The 18008-nt window shown below is 65.1% G+C and carries 21 protein-coding genes; 12 read left to right on the plus strand and 9 right to left on the minus strand.

Going from position 1 to position 18008, the window contains the following annotated elements; translation table 11 throughout:
• The 6 genes from ACFOOL_RS01845 (at position 1) to ACFOOL_RS01870 (ending at position 4556) form a co-directional block, all read left to right on the plus strand.
• A complete protein-coding gene (locus ACFOOL_RS01845; protein WP_380094348.1) occupies positions 1 to 1476 on the plus strand; it encodes a mannitol dehydrogenase family protein in 1476 nt (491 codons plus the stop codon).
• 60 nt (positions 1477 to 1536) lie between these two features.
• Complete coding sequence (locus ACFOOL_RS01850) at positions 1537 to 3105, plus strand: FGGY-family carbohydrate kinase (protein WP_380095892.1); 1569 nt, start codon at positions 1537 to 1539, stop codon at positions 3103 to 3105.
• Between the two features lie 127 nt (positions 3106 to 3232).
• Positions 3233 to 3400: a hypothetical protein gene (locus tag ACFOOL_RS01855; protein WP_380094350.1), complete on the plus strand. Its 168-nt coding sequence runs from the start codon at positions 3233 to 3235 to the stop codon at positions 3398 to 3400.
• A 48-nt stretch (positions 3401 to 3448) separates the two neighbouring features.
• The gene (locus ACFOOL_RS01860) at positions 3449 to 3607 is read left to right on the plus strand and encodes a DUF3309 family protein (RefSeq protein WP_380094352.1); all 159 of its coding nucleotides are present in this window, start codon (positions 3449 to 3451) and stop codon (positions 3605 to 3607) included.
• Between the two features lie 167 nt (positions 3608 to 3774).
• The gene (locus tag ACFOOL_RS01865; protein WP_380094354.1) at positions 3775 to 4122 is read left to right on the plus strand and encodes a DUF883 family protein; all 348 of its coding nucleotides are present in this window, start codon (positions 3775 to 3777) and stop codon (positions 4120 to 4122) included.
• A gap of 2 nt (positions 4123 to 4124) precedes the next feature.
• Positions 4125 to 4556 carry a hypothetical protein gene (locus ACFOOL_RS01870; protein ID WP_380094355.1) on the plus strand — a complete coding sequence of 144 codons (432 nt, stop codon included), beginning with the start codon at positions 4125 to 4127 and terminating at the stop codon, positions 4554 to 4556.
• 12 nt (positions 4557 to 4568) lie between these two features.
• On the opposite strand, the gene ACFOOL_RS01875 is transcribed toward ACFOOL_RS01870, so the two are convergent.
• The 4 genes from ACFOOL_RS01875 to ACFOOL_RS01890 all read right to left on the minus strand — a co-directional run bounded on the left by ACFOOL_RS01875 (position 4569) and on the right by ACFOOL_RS01890 (position 7777).
• The gene (locus tag ACFOOL_RS01875) at positions 4569 to 5474 is read right to left on the minus strand and encodes a diacylglycerol/lipid kinase family protein (protein WP_380094357.1); all 906 of its coding nucleotides are present in this window, start codon (positions 5472 to 5474) and stop codon (positions 4569 to 4571) included.
• Positions 5475 to 5476: 2 nt separating this feature from the next.
• Positions 5477 to 6886: a sensor histidine kinase gene (locus tag ACFOOL_RS01880; protein ID WP_380094358.1), complete on the minus strand. Its 1410-nt coding sequence runs from the start codon at positions 6884 to 6886 to the stop codon at positions 5477 to 5479.
• Positions 6887 to 7014: 128 nt separating this feature from the next.
• Complete coding sequence (locus ACFOOL_RS01885) at positions 7015 to 7569, minus strand: RNA polymerase sigma factor (RefSeq protein ID WP_380094360.1); 555 nt, start codon at positions 7567 to 7569, stop codon at positions 7015 to 7017.
• Positions 7570 to 7573: 4 nt separating this feature from the next.
• Complete coding sequence (locus ACFOOL_RS01890) at positions 7574 to 7777, minus strand: NepR family anti-sigma factor (RefSeq protein ID WP_380094362.1); 204 nt, start codon at positions 7775 to 7777, stop codon at positions 7574 to 7576.
• A 177-nt stretch (positions 7778 to 7954) separates the two neighbouring features.
• Between ACFOOL_RS01890 and ACFOOL_RS01895 the strand changes: the two genes are divergently transcribed.
• From ACFOOL_RS01895 to ACFOOL_RS01920, 6 genes are all read left to right on the plus strand, one after another.
• Entirely contained in the window at positions 7955 to 8749 is a 795-nt protein-coding gene (locus tag ACFOOL_RS01895; RefSeq protein WP_380094363.1) for a response regulator, read from the plus strand.
• A 121-nt stretch (positions 8750 to 8870) separates the two neighbouring features.
• Entirely contained in the window at positions 8871 to 9035 is a 165-nt protein-coding gene (locus ACFOOL_RS01900) for a DUF1328 domain-containing protein (protein ID WP_380094365.1), read from the plus strand.
• Between the two features lie 212 nt (positions 9036 to 9247).
• Positions 9248 to 10045, plus strand: a complete 798-nt coding sequence (locus tag ACFOOL_RS01905; protein ID WP_380094366.1) for an ABC transporter ATP-binding protein — start codon at positions 9248 to 9250, stop codon at positions 10043 to 10045.
• 66 nt (positions 10046 to 10111) lie between these two features.
• Entirely contained in the window at positions 10112 to 10864 is a 753-nt protein-coding gene (locus ACFOOL_RS01910; protein ID WP_380094368.1) for a transporter substrate-binding domain-containing protein, read from the plus strand.
• Positions 10865 to 10917: 53 nt separating this feature from the next.
• Positions 10918 to 11730: an ABC transporter permease subunit gene (locus tag ACFOOL_RS01915; protein WP_380094370.1), complete on the plus strand. Its 813-nt coding sequence runs from the start codon at positions 10918 to 10920 to the stop codon at positions 11728 to 11730.
• Positions 11730 to 12464: an ABC transporter permease subunit gene (locus ACFOOL_RS01920; RefSeq protein WP_380094372.1), complete on the plus strand. Its 735-nt coding sequence runs from the start codon at positions 11730 to 11732 to the stop codon at positions 12462 to 12464. The genes ACFOOL_RS01915 and ACFOOL_RS01920 overlap by 1 nt, the downstream gene beginning before the upstream one ends.
• A gap of 51 nt (positions 12465 to 12515) precedes the next feature.
• On the opposite strand, the gene uxuA is transcribed toward ACFOOL_RS01920, so the two are convergent.
• From uxuA to odhB, 5 genes are all read right to left on the minus strand, one after another.
• Positions 12516 to 13736 carry a mannonate dehydratase gene (gene uxuA / locus ACFOOL_RS01925; RefSeq protein ID WP_380094373.1) on the minus strand — a complete coding sequence of 407 codons (1221 nt, stop codon included), beginning with the start codon at positions 13734 to 13736 and terminating at the stop codon, positions 12516 to 12518.
• Positions 13737 to 13852: 116 nt separating this feature from the next.
• Positions 13853 to 14470 carry a trimeric intracellular cation channel family protein gene (locus ACFOOL_RS01930; protein ID WP_380094374.1) on the minus strand — a complete coding sequence of 206 codons (618 nt, stop codon included), beginning with the start codon at positions 14468 to 14470 and terminating at the stop codon, positions 13853 to 13855.
• A gap of 86 nt (positions 14471 to 14556) precedes the next feature.
• A complete protein-coding gene (gene lpdA / locus ACFOOL_RS01935; protein ID WP_380094376.1) occupies positions 14557 to 15966 on the minus strand; it encodes a dihydrolipoyl dehydrogenase in 1410 nt (469 codons plus the stop codon).
• Between the two features lie 164 nt (positions 15967 to 16130).
• Positions 16131 to 16577, minus strand: a complete 447-nt coding sequence (locus ACFOOL_RS01940; RefSeq protein WP_380094378.1) for a hypothetical protein — start codon at positions 16575 to 16577, stop codon at positions 16131 to 16133.
• Positions 16578 to 16731: 154 nt separating this feature from the next.
• Positions 16732 to 17997 (minus strand): 2-oxoglutarate dehydrogenase complex dihydrolipoyllysine-residue succinyltransferase, encoded by a 1266-nt coding sequence (gene odhB / locus ACFOOL_RS01945; protein WP_380094380.1) that lies wholly within the window; start codon positions 17995 to 17997, stop codon positions 16732 to 16734.
• Positions 17998 to 18008 lie beyond the last annotated feature (11 nt).

An 18008-nucleotide genomic window follows, 5' to 3' on the forward strand; every position in this document is an offset into this window, starting at 1 on the left:
ATGACCACCAGGCTTTCCCTTGCCGCCCTCCCCGCCATCGAGACCGCCGCGACGCCCCGCTACCGGCGCGAAACTCTCTCGCCCGGCATCTTCCATTTCGGCATCGGCAATTTCCACCGCGCCCATCAGGCGGTCTATCTTGATGCCCTGTTCAATCTGGGCGAGGACCACGACTGGGCCATTATCGGCGCCGGCGTGCGCGACGCCGACGAGGTCATGCGCGGCAAATTGCGCGCGCAGGATTGGCTGACCACCGTGGTCGAGCAGGAGGCCGATGGCAGCGCGGCCCGGGTCACCGGTGCCATGATCGATTATCTGAGCCCCGGCGACACCGAGGCCATTATCGACCGCCTCGCCGATCCGAATACGCGCATCGTCTCCCTCACCATCACCGAGGGCGGCTACTATATCGATCCGGCCTCCCAGAGCTTCGATCCCAGCCATCCCGACATCGTTCACGATGCCGCCCATTCCGACGCGCCCGGAACCGTCTTCGGCCTGATCCTCGCCGGGTTGCTGCGCCGCCGCGATGCCGGCATCCCCGCCTTCACCGTCATGAGCTGCGACAATATCCCCGGCAATGGCGCGGTGACCGAAAACGCCGTCGCCGGCCTCGCCGCGCTCATCGATCCGGCACTGGCCCAGTGGGTCAGATCGACCGTCTCATTCCCCAATGGCATGGTGGATCGCATCACCCCGGCCACCTCCGAGCGCGAGCGCCGCATTCTCGCCGACGCCTTCGCCATCGACGATGCCGCGCCGGTTTTCTGCGAAAACTTCCGGCAATGGGTGCTGGAGGACGATTTTCCTGCCGGACGGCCGGCACTGGAAAAGGTCGGCGTGCAATTCGTGTCCGATGTGGCGCCCTACGAGCACATGAAGATCCGCATCCTCAATGGCGGCCATGCCACCATCGCCTATCCGGCGGGGCTTCTGGACATCCATTTCGTGCACGAGGCCATGGAGCATCCCCTCATCTCCGCTTTCCTGCGGAAGGTGGAGCGGGAAGAGATCATTCCCGTCGTGCCCCCGGTGCCCGATACCGATCTCCATGATTATTTCAGGCTGTGCGAACAGCGCTTCGCCAATCCCCGCATCGGCGACACCGTCCGGCGCCTCGCCCTCGACGGCTCCAATCGGCAGCCCAAATTCATCGTGCCCTCGATAGCGGACCGGATAGAATCCGGCGCCGGGTTGACGGGCCTGGCCCTGGTTTCGGCCTTCTGGTGCCGCTATTGCCACGGCACCACCGACAGCGGCGCGACGATCGAGCCCAACGATCCCGCCTGGGACCGGCTCACCGCGCAGGCAGAAAGAGCACGGAAGAATCCCGCTGCCTGGCTGGAGATGACCGATATTTACGGCGCGCTTTCCCAAGATGCCGGCTTTATCGAGACCTTCTCGCACGCGCTTGCCACGATCTGGACCATCGGCACGGCGGCGACGCTCGAACGCTACTTGGCAGACGCTCTCTAGCTCACGTATGGTCCGGCCCGGATCGGTGGCGAGGGTGGGCTGGTGTCGGAAAACCTCCTCATGGGAGTGGATGTGGGGACGGGAAGCGCCCGGGCGGGCGTCTTTTCCGGGGACGGCAAACTCCTGGGCCGCCATGAAAGTTCCATCGTCATGCGTCGCACCGGCGCCGATTTCGCCGAACATGACAGCGCCCAGATCTGGTCCGCCGTCTGCGCCGCCGTAAGGGGGGCGCTGGCCGAGGCCGGCGCGGATCCGGCCAGCGTCATCGGCATCGGCTTCGACGCCACCTGCTCGCTCGTCGTTCGCGATGCGGAAGGAGAGCCGGTCACCGTATCGGACGATGGCGAGGATCGCTGGGACACGATCGTCTGGCTCGACCACCGGGCCATCGCAGAGGCGCAGGAATGCACCGATACCGGCCATGAAGTGCTGGACAATATCGGCGGCGTCATGTCTCCCGAGATGGAAATCCCCAAGCTCATGTGGCTCAAACGGCACCTGCCGCAAAGCTGGGCCCGTGCCGGACAGATTTTCGACCTGGCCGATTTCCTGTCCTGGAAGGCCACCGGCTCGCCGGCGCGCTCCCAATGCACGCTCGCCACCAAATGGACTTTCCTCGCCCATCGCCCCGAAGGCTGGCGCCGGGATTTCCTCGAGCGCGTGGGGCTTCCCGATCTGTTGGAACGCGCCGGGCTTCCGGACCGGGCAACGCCGGTGGGCGCCGATCTGGGCCCGCTGACCGCTGAGGCGGCGGGAGAGCTCGGCCTCACCACGGCCTGCCGGGTGGGCGCCGGCGTCGTCGACGCCTATGCGGGTGCCCTGGCGACGCTGGGTCCCCTGACCGCGGACGCCGCCGGCATGAACAGGCATTGCGCCCTGATCGCCGGAACCTCCAGTTGCGTCATGGCCATGTCGACCACCGGCACTCCCATCAAGGGCATATGGGGACCACATTTGGGCACCATCCTGGCAGGCTTCTGGCAGATGGAAGGCGGCCAGTCCGCCTCGGGCGCGCTGCTCGACCACATCCTGCAATGGCACGGCGCCGGCGGCGAGCCCACGGCGGAACGGCACCGGATGGTCTGCGAGCGGGTGCTGGAGCTGCAGCGCGTCGAAGGCAACGGCCTCGCCCGCCGCCTGCACGTCCTGCCCGACTTCCACGGCAATCGCGCGCCCCTGGCCGACCCCAGGGCGCTCGGCGTCATTTCCGGCCTCACCCTCGACAGCGATTTCGACAGTCTGTGCCGGCTCTATTGGCGCAGTTGCGTCGGCATCGCGCTGGGCATCCGCCACATTCTGGAAGTGCTCAATTCCGGCCCCTATGCCATCGACACCATCCATGTGGTGGGCGGCCACACCAAAAACCCGCTGCTGTTCAGGCTCTATGCCGATGCCACGGGGTGTACCGTGATCGAGCCGTCGACCCCTGACGCCACCCTGCTCGGCATGGCCATGATCGCGGCCAGCGCCGCCGGCCTCCATCCCAGCCTCGAACAGGCATGCCGGGCCATGCAGCAGGGCGGGACGGCTCACCGCCCCGATCCGGCGGCGCGGGACCAGTTCGACAGGGACTACCGGATTTTCCTCGAAATGCTGCAACAGCGGCAGATCCTGGACGCCATGGGCTGAGACCGCCTGGCGGCGGATCTTCCCTTGACCCTTGCGGGAACCAATTTCCTCGCCTTCCGTTTTCATGACACGCGGCCCGTCGGCCGCGTGGAATGGTCCGGCCGATCCGGGTCGCGGGAAACGGACGATGCAGCATCTGGAAGTCAGAACGCTCGAGGAAGCCGGCCGTGCGAGTGCCGTATGGTCCGGCGAACATATCGGAAATCAGCCCCGTTTTGCCGAAGTCGCCGTGGCTTTGCTGCCGGCTTCGCTGATCCTGGCCACGGCCACCGCCCTGCTCGTCGCTTTGCTCTAGGGTCGCAGCAGCACGGCATCGATATATCGACTGATAGGAGAGGGTTTCATGACGCTCGGCACAATTCTACTCATCATCCTCATTTTGCTTCTGATCGGCGCTTTGCCCACTTGGGGCTATTCGCGCGGCTTTGGCTATTTCCCCTCCGGCATTCTGGGTGTGGTGCTGATCGTCGTGCTCATCCTCGTCCTGATGGGACGGATTTAGCCGATCCGGTGAAAACGGGCCGCTCCTCAGGGGACGGCCCGCAGCGGACCGATGCCGCCCCCATTTCGGTCCGCACCCTCGCCTCCGGCGCCGATCTGCCGGAAATTTTTGCGCAGCGTGCGGGGTCGGGGACCGCCGCATCTCAACTCGCATGAAAGGAACGCTTCATGGCAACAACCAGCGACATGGCTCCAACCCGCCGTAAATCCGGCGGCACCTCGCAGGGACGCGAAAAGGAACTGGAAGCCCAGATTTCGCAGCTTCAGGCCGATCTCAAGGCCGTCACCGACACGCTCGGCAAGCTGACCGGCGAAAAGGTGGGCGAAGCGCGCCAGATTGCCTCATCCGAATTCAAGCACTTGCAGCGCCAGGGCCAGAAGATGCTGGACGACGCCCAGGAGCAGGTCGGCGAAGTCGAGCAGCAGATCAAGGACACGATCCGTGAAAAGCCCCTCACCGCCGTGGCAGCAGCGGTCGGTGCCGGCTTTCTCCTGGCTCTTCTGACGCGGCGCTGACCATGGGCCTGCTCGCGCCGCTTGCGGCACTGCTCGGCCTGGAAACGGAAAAACTCATGACCAAGGCCAGAGCCGCCGCACTGGCCTATGGCACGATCGGGTTGCTGCTGCTGGTCGCAGCGATATTTCTCATAGCGGCCGGTTTCATGAGTTTGGCCCAGATCATCGGCCCGGTGCTGGCGGCACTGACCCTGGCGGGCATCTTCCTGCTCCTGGCGCTGATCGTCTATCTGGGCATGCTGATCGGCCGCGGGCGCCAGCGGCGGGAGCAGACGGAGCGTCGCCATGCCAGCGAAACCGGTGCCTTGCTGACCTCTGCCGCCATCACCGCCCTGCCCATGGTGATGCGGTCTCCGGTGGTCCTGCGCGTCGGCCTGCCGCTTGCCGCGCTCGCCTATGTTCTGATGCGCCGATCCGAAGCCGAGGATCGCTGAAAACGGGTTCCGTCATCCACTCCCTCCGGGACGGATGACGGAAAGCCCCTTTGGGTGAATTTCGAGCGTCACGCTCGTCTCCAGATCGATCAGTTCCCCGTCCACCACGGCATGCGCACCGCGCTTCCGCCTGGGAAAATGCAGCACCAGTTCGCTGACCTCCACCTCCTTCACCGCCGCATTGGCGCGCCACCCGCCCGTCATCACGTCGAAAGCCAGATTGAGCAATTCGCGGCTGGTGACGCTATCGGCCACATAGACGCCCAGCCGGCCGGTATCGAGGCGGGCCGCCACCGGCACCGGGCCATCGTCCAGCGGATTGTTGGATACGGCGATCCCCGAAGCGACGCGCCTGACGGTGCCTTTCGCCGAACGGAGCTCGACCTCGAAGCGCGGCGGATCGATCGCCGCCGCCACGATGGCGCGCAGGCTGGCGAGCATCTTGCCGGCGCGGCCGCGATAGGCCATGCCATCGCGGATGCGCACCAGCCGTGCATGAATGCCCACGCCGAACTGATGCACGAAGGGTCGGCCATTGGCGGTGGCGATGTCGACATGATCGATCGTTCCCCCGGCGATGGCGAGCAGCGCCGCGTCGAGATCGGCAGGCATGCCCAGGGCCCGGGCAAACATGTTCATCGTCCCGGCAGGCAGCACGCCCAGCGGCTTGCCGCTGCGATAGGCCGTGGCCGCCGCAGCGGAAACGGTACCGTCGCCGCCTCCCGCCATCAGCGCATCGACATCGGACGCGGCGGCCGCCGTCTCCAGTTCCGCGCCTACCGCATCGCTGCCGATCACGCGGCAGTCCAGTTCATGCCCTTCCGCCTCGAACACTTCGAGGGCGCGCGCACGGAGCGCCTCCATGTCCATGGTCCGCAAGGTGCCCCCGTCCCGATTGAGAATGGCGCGGACCCGCATGGTCAGTCCTCCGCTGCGGCGACGGCCGGCCGCCCCAGTTCCGGCAGCGCGATGCTGACCGCAAGCCCGCCGGCGGGCGAGGACTCATAGACGGGTTCGCCCCCGAACTGTCCGGCGAGCTGCCGCACGATCACCGACCCCAACCCGTCGTCCCTGACCGCCTCGCCATTGTCGAGGCCGATGCCGTCGTCGGCGACGCTGAGGGTCGGAACGCCATCGGCATTGCGCAGAAGGCTGACCGTGATCGACCCTTTGCGTCCATCGGGAAAGGCATGCTTGAAGGCATTGGTGACCAGTTCGCTGACGAGAATGCCCAATGTGGTCGCGTCGCGGGCGCTCACCACGATGGGGTCGATATCGCCACGCAGCTCCACCCGGCCGCCATCGGTCCTGGTCGCGGCGATGTCCTCGAGGACCGAGGACAGGAAATCCTCGGCACTCGCCGATTCCATGTCGTCCCCCAGGCGCAGTCGCCGATGCGCCGAGGCGATGGCGTGGATGCGCAGCCGCGCGGCTTCGAGGGCGGTCTTCACTTCCTCGCTGCGCGACCGCATCACCTGCAAGGCGAGCAGCGAGGAGACGGTGGCCAACGAGTTGCCGATCCGATGATTGGTGTCCTGCAGCAGCGCCTCGACGCGCTGCCTTTCGCGTTCCGCATGGGTGCGCGCTTCCTCGATATCGCGCGTACGCTCCAGCACTTCGGCCTCCAGCGCCTCGTTCTGGCTCATCAGCCCGAGATGCTTCTGGGCCAGCGCGCTGACCTGCCGCTGCGTCCGGGTGAGCAGCGCATAGGCGAGAATAGCCGCCGCCGCCAGCGCCGCGAGCAGGGCGATCACCAGGCCGATGCGGGTCTGGTCGATGGCCCGGTTGCGGATTTCCAGCTTGCTATCTTCCTCGGCGATGAAATCCTCGAGCGTCGCACTCACTTCCGCCATCAGCCGGGCGCCCATTCCCGTCTCGGTCAGACTCTGGGCTTCCGCGCCGCGCTGGCTGGTGGCCAGTTCCAGTGTTCGGGCCATCTCGGCCATCTTGCCGGCGAGGTCTCCGGTGATGCTGGCAACCCGCGCGCTTTGCCCGGCATCGCCGGCCGTCATCTCCAGGAGGGTGTTTACCCGACGGTCGATGCTCGACACTGCGCGCCGATAGGATTCGAGGAATTGCGGATCGGCGGTGAGGAGGAAGCCGCGCTGGCCGGCCTCCGCCTGGCTCAGCGCATGGGTCAATTCGCGCGCGGCGGTGCGTACCGCATAAGTGTCTGTGACGTCCCGCAATTGCCGGTCTATCCCGCGCATCAGCATCAGCGAGGCGATGGCGGCAAGGCAGATCAGCACCAGGGACGCCCAGATGGCCAGCCGCCGCGCGGTGGGACGAACCGCATTCGGCACGCCGATACTCGCAAGCTTCTCAGCCAAGACGCCCATCCTGTCCGCCACACGGAGCCGGCAGCCGGCTCCGTCCCATCATGATGCCAAGCTTTGCGCATCGGCAATGGCAGTATTGAGGCCATCGGGAAAAGGACTGCCCCGCAGCGGCAGCGCCGCTAGAAGGATTGATTGCCGGAGGTGACCTGGGCCGAGACGGCATCGGGGCCGAAATCGGATTCGCCGCTGATCTTGAGCAGTTCCGTGAGGCGGGAGCGCGCCCGGCTCACCCGGCTTTTCATCGTCCCCACGGCGCAATCGCAGATCGAGGCCGCTTCCTCATAGGAAAATCCCGAGGCCCCGATCAGGATGATCGCCTCGCGCTGGTCGTCGGGCAACTGGGCCAGCGCCTTCTTGAAATCCTCGAGGTCCATGGCGCCATATTGCGCGGGATGAACCGAGAGGCGCTCGGTGAATATCCCGTCGCTGTCCTGGACCTCGCGGCCGCGCTTGCGCATCTGGCTGTAGAACTCATTGCGCAGGATGGTGAACAGCCACGCCTTGATATTGGTGCCCATCTCGAAACTGGACTGCTTCGCCCACGCCTTCATCACCGTGTCCTGCACCAGATCGTCGGCCTTGTCGTGCTTGCCCGTCAGCGACACGGCGAAGGCGCGCAGGCTCGGCAGCGTAGCCAGCATTTCGCGCTTGAACGAAGTACCCTCGGGCGCCATGCCGTCACTCCCCGTCCTGCGCTGATTGCTTCTCCGTCCGCGCCTTCTCCACGCTGTCGAGTTTTTCGAGCAGATCCAGAAGTCGCTCAGGCACGCCCTCGTCCTGGACAGCACCATAGAGGGCACGCAGACGCGAACCGATGTCCGAAGTCGGACCCAGCCCGTCATCTGCCCGCCCCGCCTGCATTCGCATACGTTGCTGGCTCACCCGAATATCCTTTGTCATGCTATTGGTCGACCGATCAGTCTCGTTATTATCTGCCCTCTTCGCTCCCCCAAATGCACAGAGGCGAAGAAAAGTTCCCTCCGTTACGGAACTTTTCTCCAAGGAGCACGTTTCCCCTCGTCGTGATAACACGTCAGCGTCACCTGGGAGACCTCGCTAATGTCATTGTCCACGCGGATCGCGCCGCACCTGCCCTATTTGCGGCGTTTCTCCAGAGCCGTCACCGGCTCGCAGACCTCGGGCGATGCCTATGTCGCCGCCACGCTGGAAACCCTGATCGCCGATATTTCGCTTTTCCCCGAAGCCTCCAGCGATCGCATCGCGCTCTACAAGCTGTTTTCCGCGCTGTTCTCCTCCTCGGCCGTTTCGGTGCCCGAGCCGGCATCCAGCTTCGTCTGGGAGCAGCGCGCCGCCGCGAATCTGGCCAATCTGGCCCCGCTTCCCCGCCAGGCCTTCCTGCTCGTCGCCGTCGAAGGCTTCGACCATGCCCAGGCGGCCGAAATCCTTTCCACCAGCGAGGAGGAATTCGCGAAATTGGTGGAAACCGCCTCGGCCGACATCTCCCGGCAGGTGGCCACCGAGATCATGATCATCGAGGACGAGCCGCTCATCGCCATGGACATCGAGCAGATGGTGGAGAGCCTCGGTCACAAGGTGGTCAGCATCGCCCGCACGCACAAGGAGGCGGTCGCGCTGTTCGGCCAGACCAACCCGCGCATGATCCTCGCCGATATCCAGCTCGCCGACGGCAGTTCGGGCATCGACGCCGTCAACGACATCCTCAACTCCCATTCCGTGCCGGTGATTTTCATCACCGCCTTCCCCGAGCGCCTGCTGACCGGACAGCGGCCCGAGCCCACCTTCCTCGTCACCAAGCCGTTCAACCCGGAAATGGTCAAGGCGCTGATCAGCCAGGCGCTTTTCTTCGATGAAGGCTCACGCGCCGCGGCCTAAAGCGGGCGAGGTAAAAATCTGTGCAAAGGCCGGCCCCAGCGCCGGCCTTTTGCCATTTTTGCCGGAACTCCCGATGCCTGCCATCCATTTATCGAGCAGGGATAAATCATGGAGTTTCCCCATGCTCTACTATGCTCTCGTCTTCCTGGTCATCGCGCTCATCGCCGGCGTGCTCGGCTTCAGCGGCATTGCCGGCGCTTCCGCCGGCATCGCCCAGATTCTGTTCTTCCTGTTCCTGGCCTTCCTGGTGATCTCGCTGGTGATCGGGTTCTTCCGGCGCACCTGACGCACCGCCCCCCTTCCATTTTCGAGGGGTAACGGCCCAGAGAAGATATCGTCCGGCCGCCCGCTCCGGGGCGTCCGGGGCCTTGGCGGCCTTTTTCGCTTGCTATCTCCCCGTCTTCTGCTTTTCTACCAACCGGTCAAGATTGCCATCCCCGATAATAAGGCAGTCGCCCAGTCAGGAAGGCGTCCCGCGTCGCGGGCCCCGTGGTGAGTATGAAGCAAGCTGAGCCCTCCGCAGCGGAGGCGTCGCCGGTTGTCGAACTGCGCAATCTTCACAAGTCCTTCGGCGCTCTGGAAGTGCTCAAAGGCATATCCTTCATCGCTCGCGAAGGACAGGTGGTCTCGCTGATCGGCTCTTCGGGCTCGGGCAAGTCCACCTTGCTGCGCTGCATCAACATGCTCGAGATTCCCGACCGGGGCGAGGTCCTCATCGATGGCGAGGCCGTCGCCCTCAAGGGCGAGGGACCGGAGCGCCGCATCGGCGACGAGAACCAGATCCGGCGCATCCGCTCGGAACTGGGCATGGTGTTCCAGTCCTTCAATCTCTGGGCCCATCTGACCATTCTGGAAAACGTCATGGAAGCGCCGCTGGTGGTGCAGAAGCGCCAGCGCGCCGAAGTGGAGGCCGAGGCCCGCGCCATGCTCGACAAGGTGGGGATCGGCGCCAAGGCGGACGCCTATCCCGCCCAGCTTTCAGGCGGCCAGCAACAGCGCGCCGCCATCGCCAGGGCACTCTGCATCAATCCGCGCGTCATGCTGTTCGACGAGCCGACCTCGGCGCTCGACCCCGAGCTCGAGGTCGAGGTGTTGCGCGTCATCAAGCTGCTCGCCGACGAGGGGCGCACCATGGTGCTGGTGACCCATGACATGGATTTCGCCCGCTCGGTATCCGACCGGGTGATCTTCCTGCACCAAGGGCTGATCGAGGAGGAAGGTTCACCCGACGAGGTGTTCGGCGCCACCCGCTCCGCCCGGCTCAAGCAATTCCTCAATGCGGCCAATCATGATTGACGCCATTGGGAACCGACCCGGAAAACCGGGCGCGACAACGACAAGATCAACGTAAAGGAGAACAAGATGAAGAAGATGATGCTGGCGGCAGCCGCCGTCCTCGCATTCGGCACCCCCGCCCTCGCCCAGGAAAATGTGCGCATCGCCACCGAAGGCGCCTATGCCCCCTGGAACTTCCTCAACGACAGCGGCGAACCCGCCGGCTACGAGATCGACCTGGCGCACGCCATTTGCGAGCAGGCCGGACTGTCCTGCGAATTCATCGTCAACGACTGGGATTCGATCATCCCCAACCTGCTCGCGGGCAACTACGACGCCATCATGGCCGGCATGTCGATCACCGAGGAGCGCCAGCAGACGATCAACTTCAGCGACGAATATTTCCCGCCCGATCCGTCGCGCTACGTCGCCCTCGCCGGCGCCGCCATCGACTTCGAGCCCCTCTCGGGCGCCCGTATCGGCGTGCAGGGCGGCACCATCCAGGCCGATCATGCCGAAAGCAATCTCGCCCAGGACAACACCGTGATTTCCTTCACCACCGCCGACCAGGCCGTGGCCGACCTCGCCGCCGGCAATCTCGACGCCATCTTCGCCGACGGCGCCTATGTCGATCCCATCGTCAGCGCCTCGGGCGGATCGATCGAATATACCGGCCCGGAGATCATGATCGGCGAAGGCATGGCCGTCGGCCTGCGCAAGGAAGACGCCGACCTGACCGCCAGGATCAACGACGCCATCGCCGCCCTCAAGGCGGACGGCACCGTCGACGGGCTCATCGCCCAATGGTTCGACGGCCGTGGCCCCTATTACGCCGACTAATCTGGCCCGGCTCCCGGCCCTTCGGCCGGGAGCCCGTTCGCTCGGGCATCTGAATGATCGAAGACGTCACTTTCTGGCTGTCCTACCTCACCAATGGCAAGCATCTCGCCTGGTACGGCAGTTTCCAGTTCACCATTTTCGCCGCGCTCGTTGGCGGGTTCTTCGCCGTGGTCTTCGGTCTGCTGGGCGCCACCCTCAAGGCCTCCCGCCATTTCCCGCTGCGGCTGATCGGCTCGACCTATTCGTCCATCGTGCGCGGCGTGCCGGACGTGCTGTTCTTCCTGTTCTTTCCCCTGGCCTTCGAACAGGCCGTGGAATGGTTCGTCTCCACCCAGGTCTGCACGCCTGAAGCCATCGCCGCCCAGACCTCGCCCTGGCCGCCCTGCAAGGAAGCAAACTGGTTCCTGGGCACGGGCGAATATCTGCTCCTAGCCAGCGTATCGCTCGGCCTCGTCTATGGCGCCTTCGCCACCAATGTCATTCACGGCGCCATGCGGGCGGTGCCCGCCGGCCAGTTGGAGGCGGCGCGCGCCTACGGCATGTCGAGCACTCAAGTGCTTTGGCGCGTGCATATCCGCCAGATGTGGGTCTATGCGCTGCCGGGCCTGTCCAATGTCTGGATGCTGATCGTCAAATCGACCTCGCTGCTCTCCCTGCTGCAGATCGCCGATATCGTGCTGTGGGCGGACCGCTTGGGGGCGCCGAACTTCCTGCCGGCCGTCGGCCTCGTGCACGAGGACTGGCGCTGGCGCTACTATCTGGTGCTCTTCGTCTTCTACATCCTCGTCACCTGGCTCTCCGAGCGCGTCTTCGAGGCGCTCATGCGCCGGGCCGGACGCGGCATCCTCAGCGAGGAGCCCACCTGATGCAGGCATTTCTCGACGATCTGGCCATCATGGCGCCGGCGGTGCTGTTCAACATCTATTTTGCCGCCGCTTCCATTCCGATCGGCTTCGTCCTCGCGGTATTCCTCGCGCTGGGGAAGGCGTCCTCCAATCCGCTCGTCAATCTTTTGTCGCGCGGCTATATCTATGCGTTCCGGGGCTCGCCGCTGTTCATCCAGTTCTTCATGTTCTATTCGCTGGCCCTCTCGCTCAACGTCGCCGTGTGGCGGCCGCTCGGCATCTCCGGCTTCGTGCTGCATCCGCTGTTCATAGGGCCGCTGGTGCTGGTGCTGAACACCTCGGCCTATTCGGCGGAAATCTTCTATGGGGCCCTGCGGGCGGTGCCGCGCGGGGCCGTCGAGGCGGCCCGCGCCTATGGCATGAGCCGGTCCCAGCAGTTCCGGCGCGTGGTCTGGCCCAATCTCATCCGCCTCGCCTGGCCGGCCTATACCAATGAGGTGGTCTTCCTCTTCCACGCCACCGCCATCGTCTATTTCGCCCTTCCCGTGATCGGGACGCAGAAGGATTTGATGATCACCGCCAAGGGCCTGTTCGAGCGGGATTTCAACGCCTTCCTGCACTTCCCGGTGGCGGCTCTCTATTTCCTGCTGGTGTCGCTGGTGATCTTCTTCGTCTTCGGCCTGATCTATCAGCGGCTGATGCGTCACCTGCCCGCCCAGCCGCGGCTGCGCTTCATGCCGGGATGGCTGCGCTGAAACCTGGAGGCAAGACCGGCCCGGAACGATATGTCCCGGGCCGTGAGGCCGTCAGCGCGCGGGCAGGCCGAACTGGGCGTGCTCCAGCGCGGTGATGACGCCACGCAGCTCCGCCAGCCCCTTCATGCGCCCGATGGTGGGATAGCCGGGCTGCGAACGCCGGCCCAGATCGTCCAGAATGTCCTGGCCGTGGTCCGGACGCATGGGGATTTCCCAGTCCTTGCGGCCCGCCTGCTTGCGGCGGCGCTCCTCGGTGAGGATGGCGGCGATCAGCGCCACCATGTCGGTATCCCCGCCCAGATGCTCGGCCTCGTGGAAGGACCCCACGATATCGTCGCTGCCGCGCTTGACGTTGCGCAGATGCAGGAAATGCACCTTCGAGCCGAGGCGCTCCATCATGCCGGGAAGGTCGTTGTCCGGCCGTACGCCGAGCGAGCCCGAGCACAGCGTCATGCCGTTCGCCGGGCTGTCCACGGCATCGAGCATGTAGCGATAGTCTTCCTCGGTGGACATGACCCGCGGCAGGCCCAAAAGGGCGAAGGGCGGATCGTCCGGGTGGCAGCAGAGCCGCAGGCCCAGTTTCTCGGCCACCGGAACCACTTCTTCCAGGAAGGTCACGAAATGGGCGCGCAGCCGATCGCGGCTGATGGCGCCGTATTCATCCAGATGCGCCTGTACGTCCTCGAGCGTCATGGATTCGGTCGAACCCGGCAAGCCCATGGTGACATTGCGGGAAAGCTGTTTCTTTTCGTCCTCGCTCATCGCCTCGAAACGGCGCGCGGCCTCGTCGGCAATGACGTTGCTGTAGTCCACCGGGGCCCCGGGGCGCTTGAGGATATGGATGTCGAAGGCGGCGAAGTCATTGATGTCGAAACGCATGCACGAGCCGCCATGGGCTACTTCCCAGCGCAAATCCGTGCGCGTCCAATCCAGCACCGGCATGAAATTGTAGCAGATGGTCTCGAGGCCGCTTTCGGCGAGATGGCGCATCGAGATTTTGTAATTCTCGATATGCTCGCGCCAGTCGCCCTTCTGTTTCTTGACGTCCTCGCTGACCGGCAGGCTTTCGACGACGTCCCAGGTCAGTCCCGAGGCGCTGCCGTCCTTGCGCGTGGCGATCTCCTCATGGCGCCTGGCAATGTCCTCGGGGGTCCACACCGCCCCATTGGGCACATGATGCAGCGCGCTGACCACGCCCGCGGCGCCGGCCTGCATGATGTCGTCGATGCTGGTCAGGTCCTTGGGGCCGAACCATCGCCAAGTCTGTCGCAACGTAAAACTCCATTCCACAAAAGCATTTGAGTGTCGCGGCATCTTGCCCCGGCAGGGCCGGCCTTGACCAGACATATCGACGCCACGGCAGGCCGGTCCGCCGGAACGATGCGGATTTATTTGCGCATCTCGCGGTCATAGACAAATCTGGGCATTTCCCACTTGAAGGCCAGGGCCATGACGCGCAGCGGGAACCCCACGGCCATGGAGATGATCACCATCAGGTCGACCGGAACGCCGGCCATGAGCCCAAGATAGTAGACGACGCCGGTGACGATGGAGACCGTCGCGTAAAGCTCGCCCTGGAACACCAGCGGAATGTCGTTGCACAGCACGTCGCGAAGGATGCCGCCGAAGATGCCGGTGATCATGCCGGCGACGATGACGATGATCGGATGCACGCCGCTTTCGATGCCGATATTGCAGCCGATGATGGTGAAGACCACGAGGCCCAGCGCGTCGAGCAGGAGGAAGGGCCATTTCAGCCGCGCCACGATGCGCGCCAGGGCGATGGTCATCAGCGCCGCGCCGCACACCAGCAGCAGCACGTAAGGGTTCTCCACCCACACGAGCGGATAGTGATTGAGCAATATGTCCCGGGCCGTGCCGCCGCCCAGCGCCGTCACGCAGGCGATGAGGCATACCCCGAACCAGTCCATGTTGCGCCGGCCCGCCGCCAGCGCGGCGGTCATGGCCTCGGCGGTGATGGCGATGTAAAAGCCGATGAACAGCATGGCGCGATCCTTGAAGGGCGGCGGTCCGGGGCGCGACGCCCGGGAGCCGCCCTCCCGGCCTCGAAGGATGGCATCGGTCCGACGCTCTAGATGTGAATAGCCCCGTCGCCAAGGGCGAGCGCCGCCTCGCGGATCGCCTCGGACAAGGTCGGGTGCGCATGGGTGGTGCGCGCCAAATCCTCGGCGGCGCCGGAAAACTCCATCAGCGTCACCAGCTCGTGGATCATCTCGCCGGCGTTCCTGCCCACGATATGGGCGCCCAGGACCCGGTCCGTCTCCACGTCCGCCAGGATCTTGACGAAGCCCTGGGTCGCCTGCATGGCCTTGGCGCGACCATTGGCGGTGAAGGGGAATTTGCCGATCTTGTAGTCGATGCCGTCGGCCTTGAGCTCGTCCTCGGTCCTGCCGACCGAGGCGACCTCGGGATTGGTGTAGATCACCGAGGGAATGGCGGCATAGTTCACGTGCCCTGCCTGCCCCGCCAGAATCTCGGCGACGGCGATGCCCTCGTCCTCGGCCTTGTGCGCCAGCATCGGCCCGGCGATCACGTCGCCGATGGCGTAGATGCCGTCCGCGGAAGTCTTGTAATGCCCGTCCACCCGCACCCGGCCGCGCTCGTCCAGCGCCACGCCAGCGAGTTCGAGCCCCAGCCCTTCGGTGAAGGGCTTGCGGCCGATGGCGACCAGCGCGACGTCGGCGTCCAGCACCTCTGCCTCGCCGCCCGCCGAGGGCTCGACGGCGAGCCTGAGCGAGCCGTCGTCCTGCCTGTCGATGCCGGTGACCTTGCTCGAGAGACGGAACTCCATGCCCTGCTTCTGCAGCATGCGCTGGAACTGGCGCGCCACCTCGCTGTCCATGCCGGGCAGGATACGATCGAGATATTCGACCACGATGACCTGCGCGCCCAGCCGCGCCCACACCGAACCCAGCTCGAGCCCGATGACGCCGGCGCCGATCACCACCAGGCGCTGCGGTACCTGGTCCAGCTCGAGGGCGCCGGTCGAGGTCACCACGGTCTTCTCGTCGATCTCGATGCCCGGCAGGTCGGCCGAGACCGAGCCGGTGGCGATGACGATGTTCCTGGTGGAGATTTCAGTCTGCGCGCCGCTCTGCGGCGTCACCAGAACCTTGCCGGCAGCGGGGATCGAGCCGATACCGCGGAAAACGGTTATCTTGTTCTTTTTAAAGAGATAATCGACACCGCCGACATTGGAGGCGACCGTCTCGCTCTTGTGGAGCTGCATCTGCCCCAGATTGAGCTGGGGCGCGGGAATGTCGATTCCCAGCGCCTTGAAGCCATGTCCGGCTTCCTCGAACAGTTCCGAGGCGTGCAGCAACGCCTTGGAGGGGATGCAGCCGACATTGAGGCAGGTGCCCCCCAGCGTGGGCCATTTTTCGACCACCGCGACTTTCATGCCGAGCTGGGCCGCGCGGATGGCGCAGACATAGCCGCCCGGGCCCGAGCCGATGATGGTGAGGTCGAATTGGTCTGACATGATGGATTGCCCCGAACGATCGATAAGCTGCTGCGCTGCCGGCCGGGCCGGCATGAAATCCGATACACCACCTGAGCGGGGCGGGCAACGCGCCCTTTGGCCCAGAGGGCGAAGGCCATAAAAGCGCGGGTTCTATTTTATATTATAATTCAATGGATTGGCGGTCAGGACGCGGAAATTTCCTGGGCCCGTTTCAATATTTCGGGCAGTTGCCGGTCGATATCGAGCGCCCCGTCCTCGACCTGTTCGAGAAAGGCGCGGCAGAATACGGTCTTGTCCGGCGCCTGGTTATAGGCGGTCATGATCTGGCTGCCGCCATAGATCTCGGCGGCCTCCCGCTGCCCCTCGGCGCCCCCGCCCAGCCGCTCGATGACCCGGTCGGCCAGGTCCAAGTAGCTGATATTCCTCAGATACCAGTTTTCCGAGGCGGTCTTGTAGGCGGTGTCGAGCCCGGTGGTCTCGTAGCAATGGGTGGTCATCACGTCGATGATGGCCCGCGAGCCGTGAAAGGCCATCAGCTCGCCCACCAGGGCGGAATCGCCATCCTCCTGCGCCGCGACGGGCGCGGACAGCAGCGCCAGGGCCACGCAAACAGCTACAAACCTTCGCAACACCGAACTCTCCGAAAACGCGGTCACATCGCACTTGCATAACCGCATTGTTCGCTAACACATCGTTAGCATTTCGCCCTGCCCCGCACACCATTTGGTGAACAAAAGGGCCCGCCGGAGCGAGCCCTTCAAAAATACCCGGATGCAGCAGAACCTAGAGATCGAGGACCAGACGCTCGGGCGCCTCGAGGCTTTCCTTGACGCGCACGAGGAAGGTCACCGCCTCCTTGCCGTCGACGATCCGGTGATCGTAGGAAAGCGCCAGATACATCATCGGGCGCACCACGACCTGGCCGCCCACCACGACGGGCCGCTCCTGGATCTTGTGCATGCCCAGAATACCCGACTGCGGGGCATTGAGGATAGGCGTGGACATCAGCGAGCCATAGACGCCGCCATTGGAGATAGTGAAGGTGCCGCCCTGCATGTCGGCCATGGAGAGCTGGCCATCGCGGGCCTTGCGGCCCAGCTTGCCGATCTCCTTTTCGATCTCGGCCATGCTCAGCCGGTCGGCATCGCGCACCACCGGCACCACGAGGCCCTTGTCGGTGCCCACAGCCACGCCGATATGGGCGTAGTTCTTGTAGATGATGTCCTCGCCGTCGATCTCGGCATTGACCGCCGGAATCTCCTTGAGGGCATGCACCACCGCCTTGGCGAAAAAGCCCATGAAGCCCAGCTTGACGCCGTGCTTCTTCTCGAAGAGCTCCTTATAGGCGTTGCGCATGTCCATGATCGGCTTCATGTCCACCTCGTTGAAGGTGGTGAGCATGGCGGCGGTGTTCTGCGCGTCCTTGAGGCGGCGGGCGATGGTCTGGCGCAGGCGGGTCATGCGCACCCGCTCCTCGCGCGAGGCGTCATCGGCGGCGACCGGCGCGCGCGGGGCGGCCGGAGCCTTGGCCTCGGCGGGGGCCGGCGCGGCGGCAGGCTGGGCCAGGGCCGCCAGCACGTCTTGCTTGAGCACCTGACCGGCCTTGCCCGAACCGGCGATGTCGCCGGATTTGAGGTCGTTCTCGTCGATGAGCTTGCGGGCCGAAGGGGACGGGGCGCGGTCGGTGGCGGTCACCGGCCGGGGGGCCGGCTCCGGCTCGATCGGCTCGGGACCGGCGGCATTATTGGCCGGAACCTCGCTCTTGGCTTCGGCCGGGGGCGCAGCGGCGGGCGCCGCGGCGGCCGCACCGGCGCCGGCGGCGATGGCGCCGAGCAGCGCACCCACATCCACGGTCTCGCCGGGCTGGGCCGCAATGGTTTCCAGCACGCCGGCGGCGGGCGCCGGAACCTCGATGGTCACCTTGTCGGTCTCGAGCTCAACCAGGGGCTCATCGGCGGCGACGGCATCGCCCACCTTCTTGAACCACTGGCCGATCGTGGCCTCGGTGACGCTTTCGCCCAGCGTCGGCACGCGGATTTCTGTCGACATGAAATTGTGTC

The organism is Devosia honganensis, from assembly GCF_042648785.1.
Lineage (GTDB): Bacteria > Pseudomonadota > Alphaproteobacteria > Rhizobiales > Devosiaceae > Devosia > Devosia honganensis.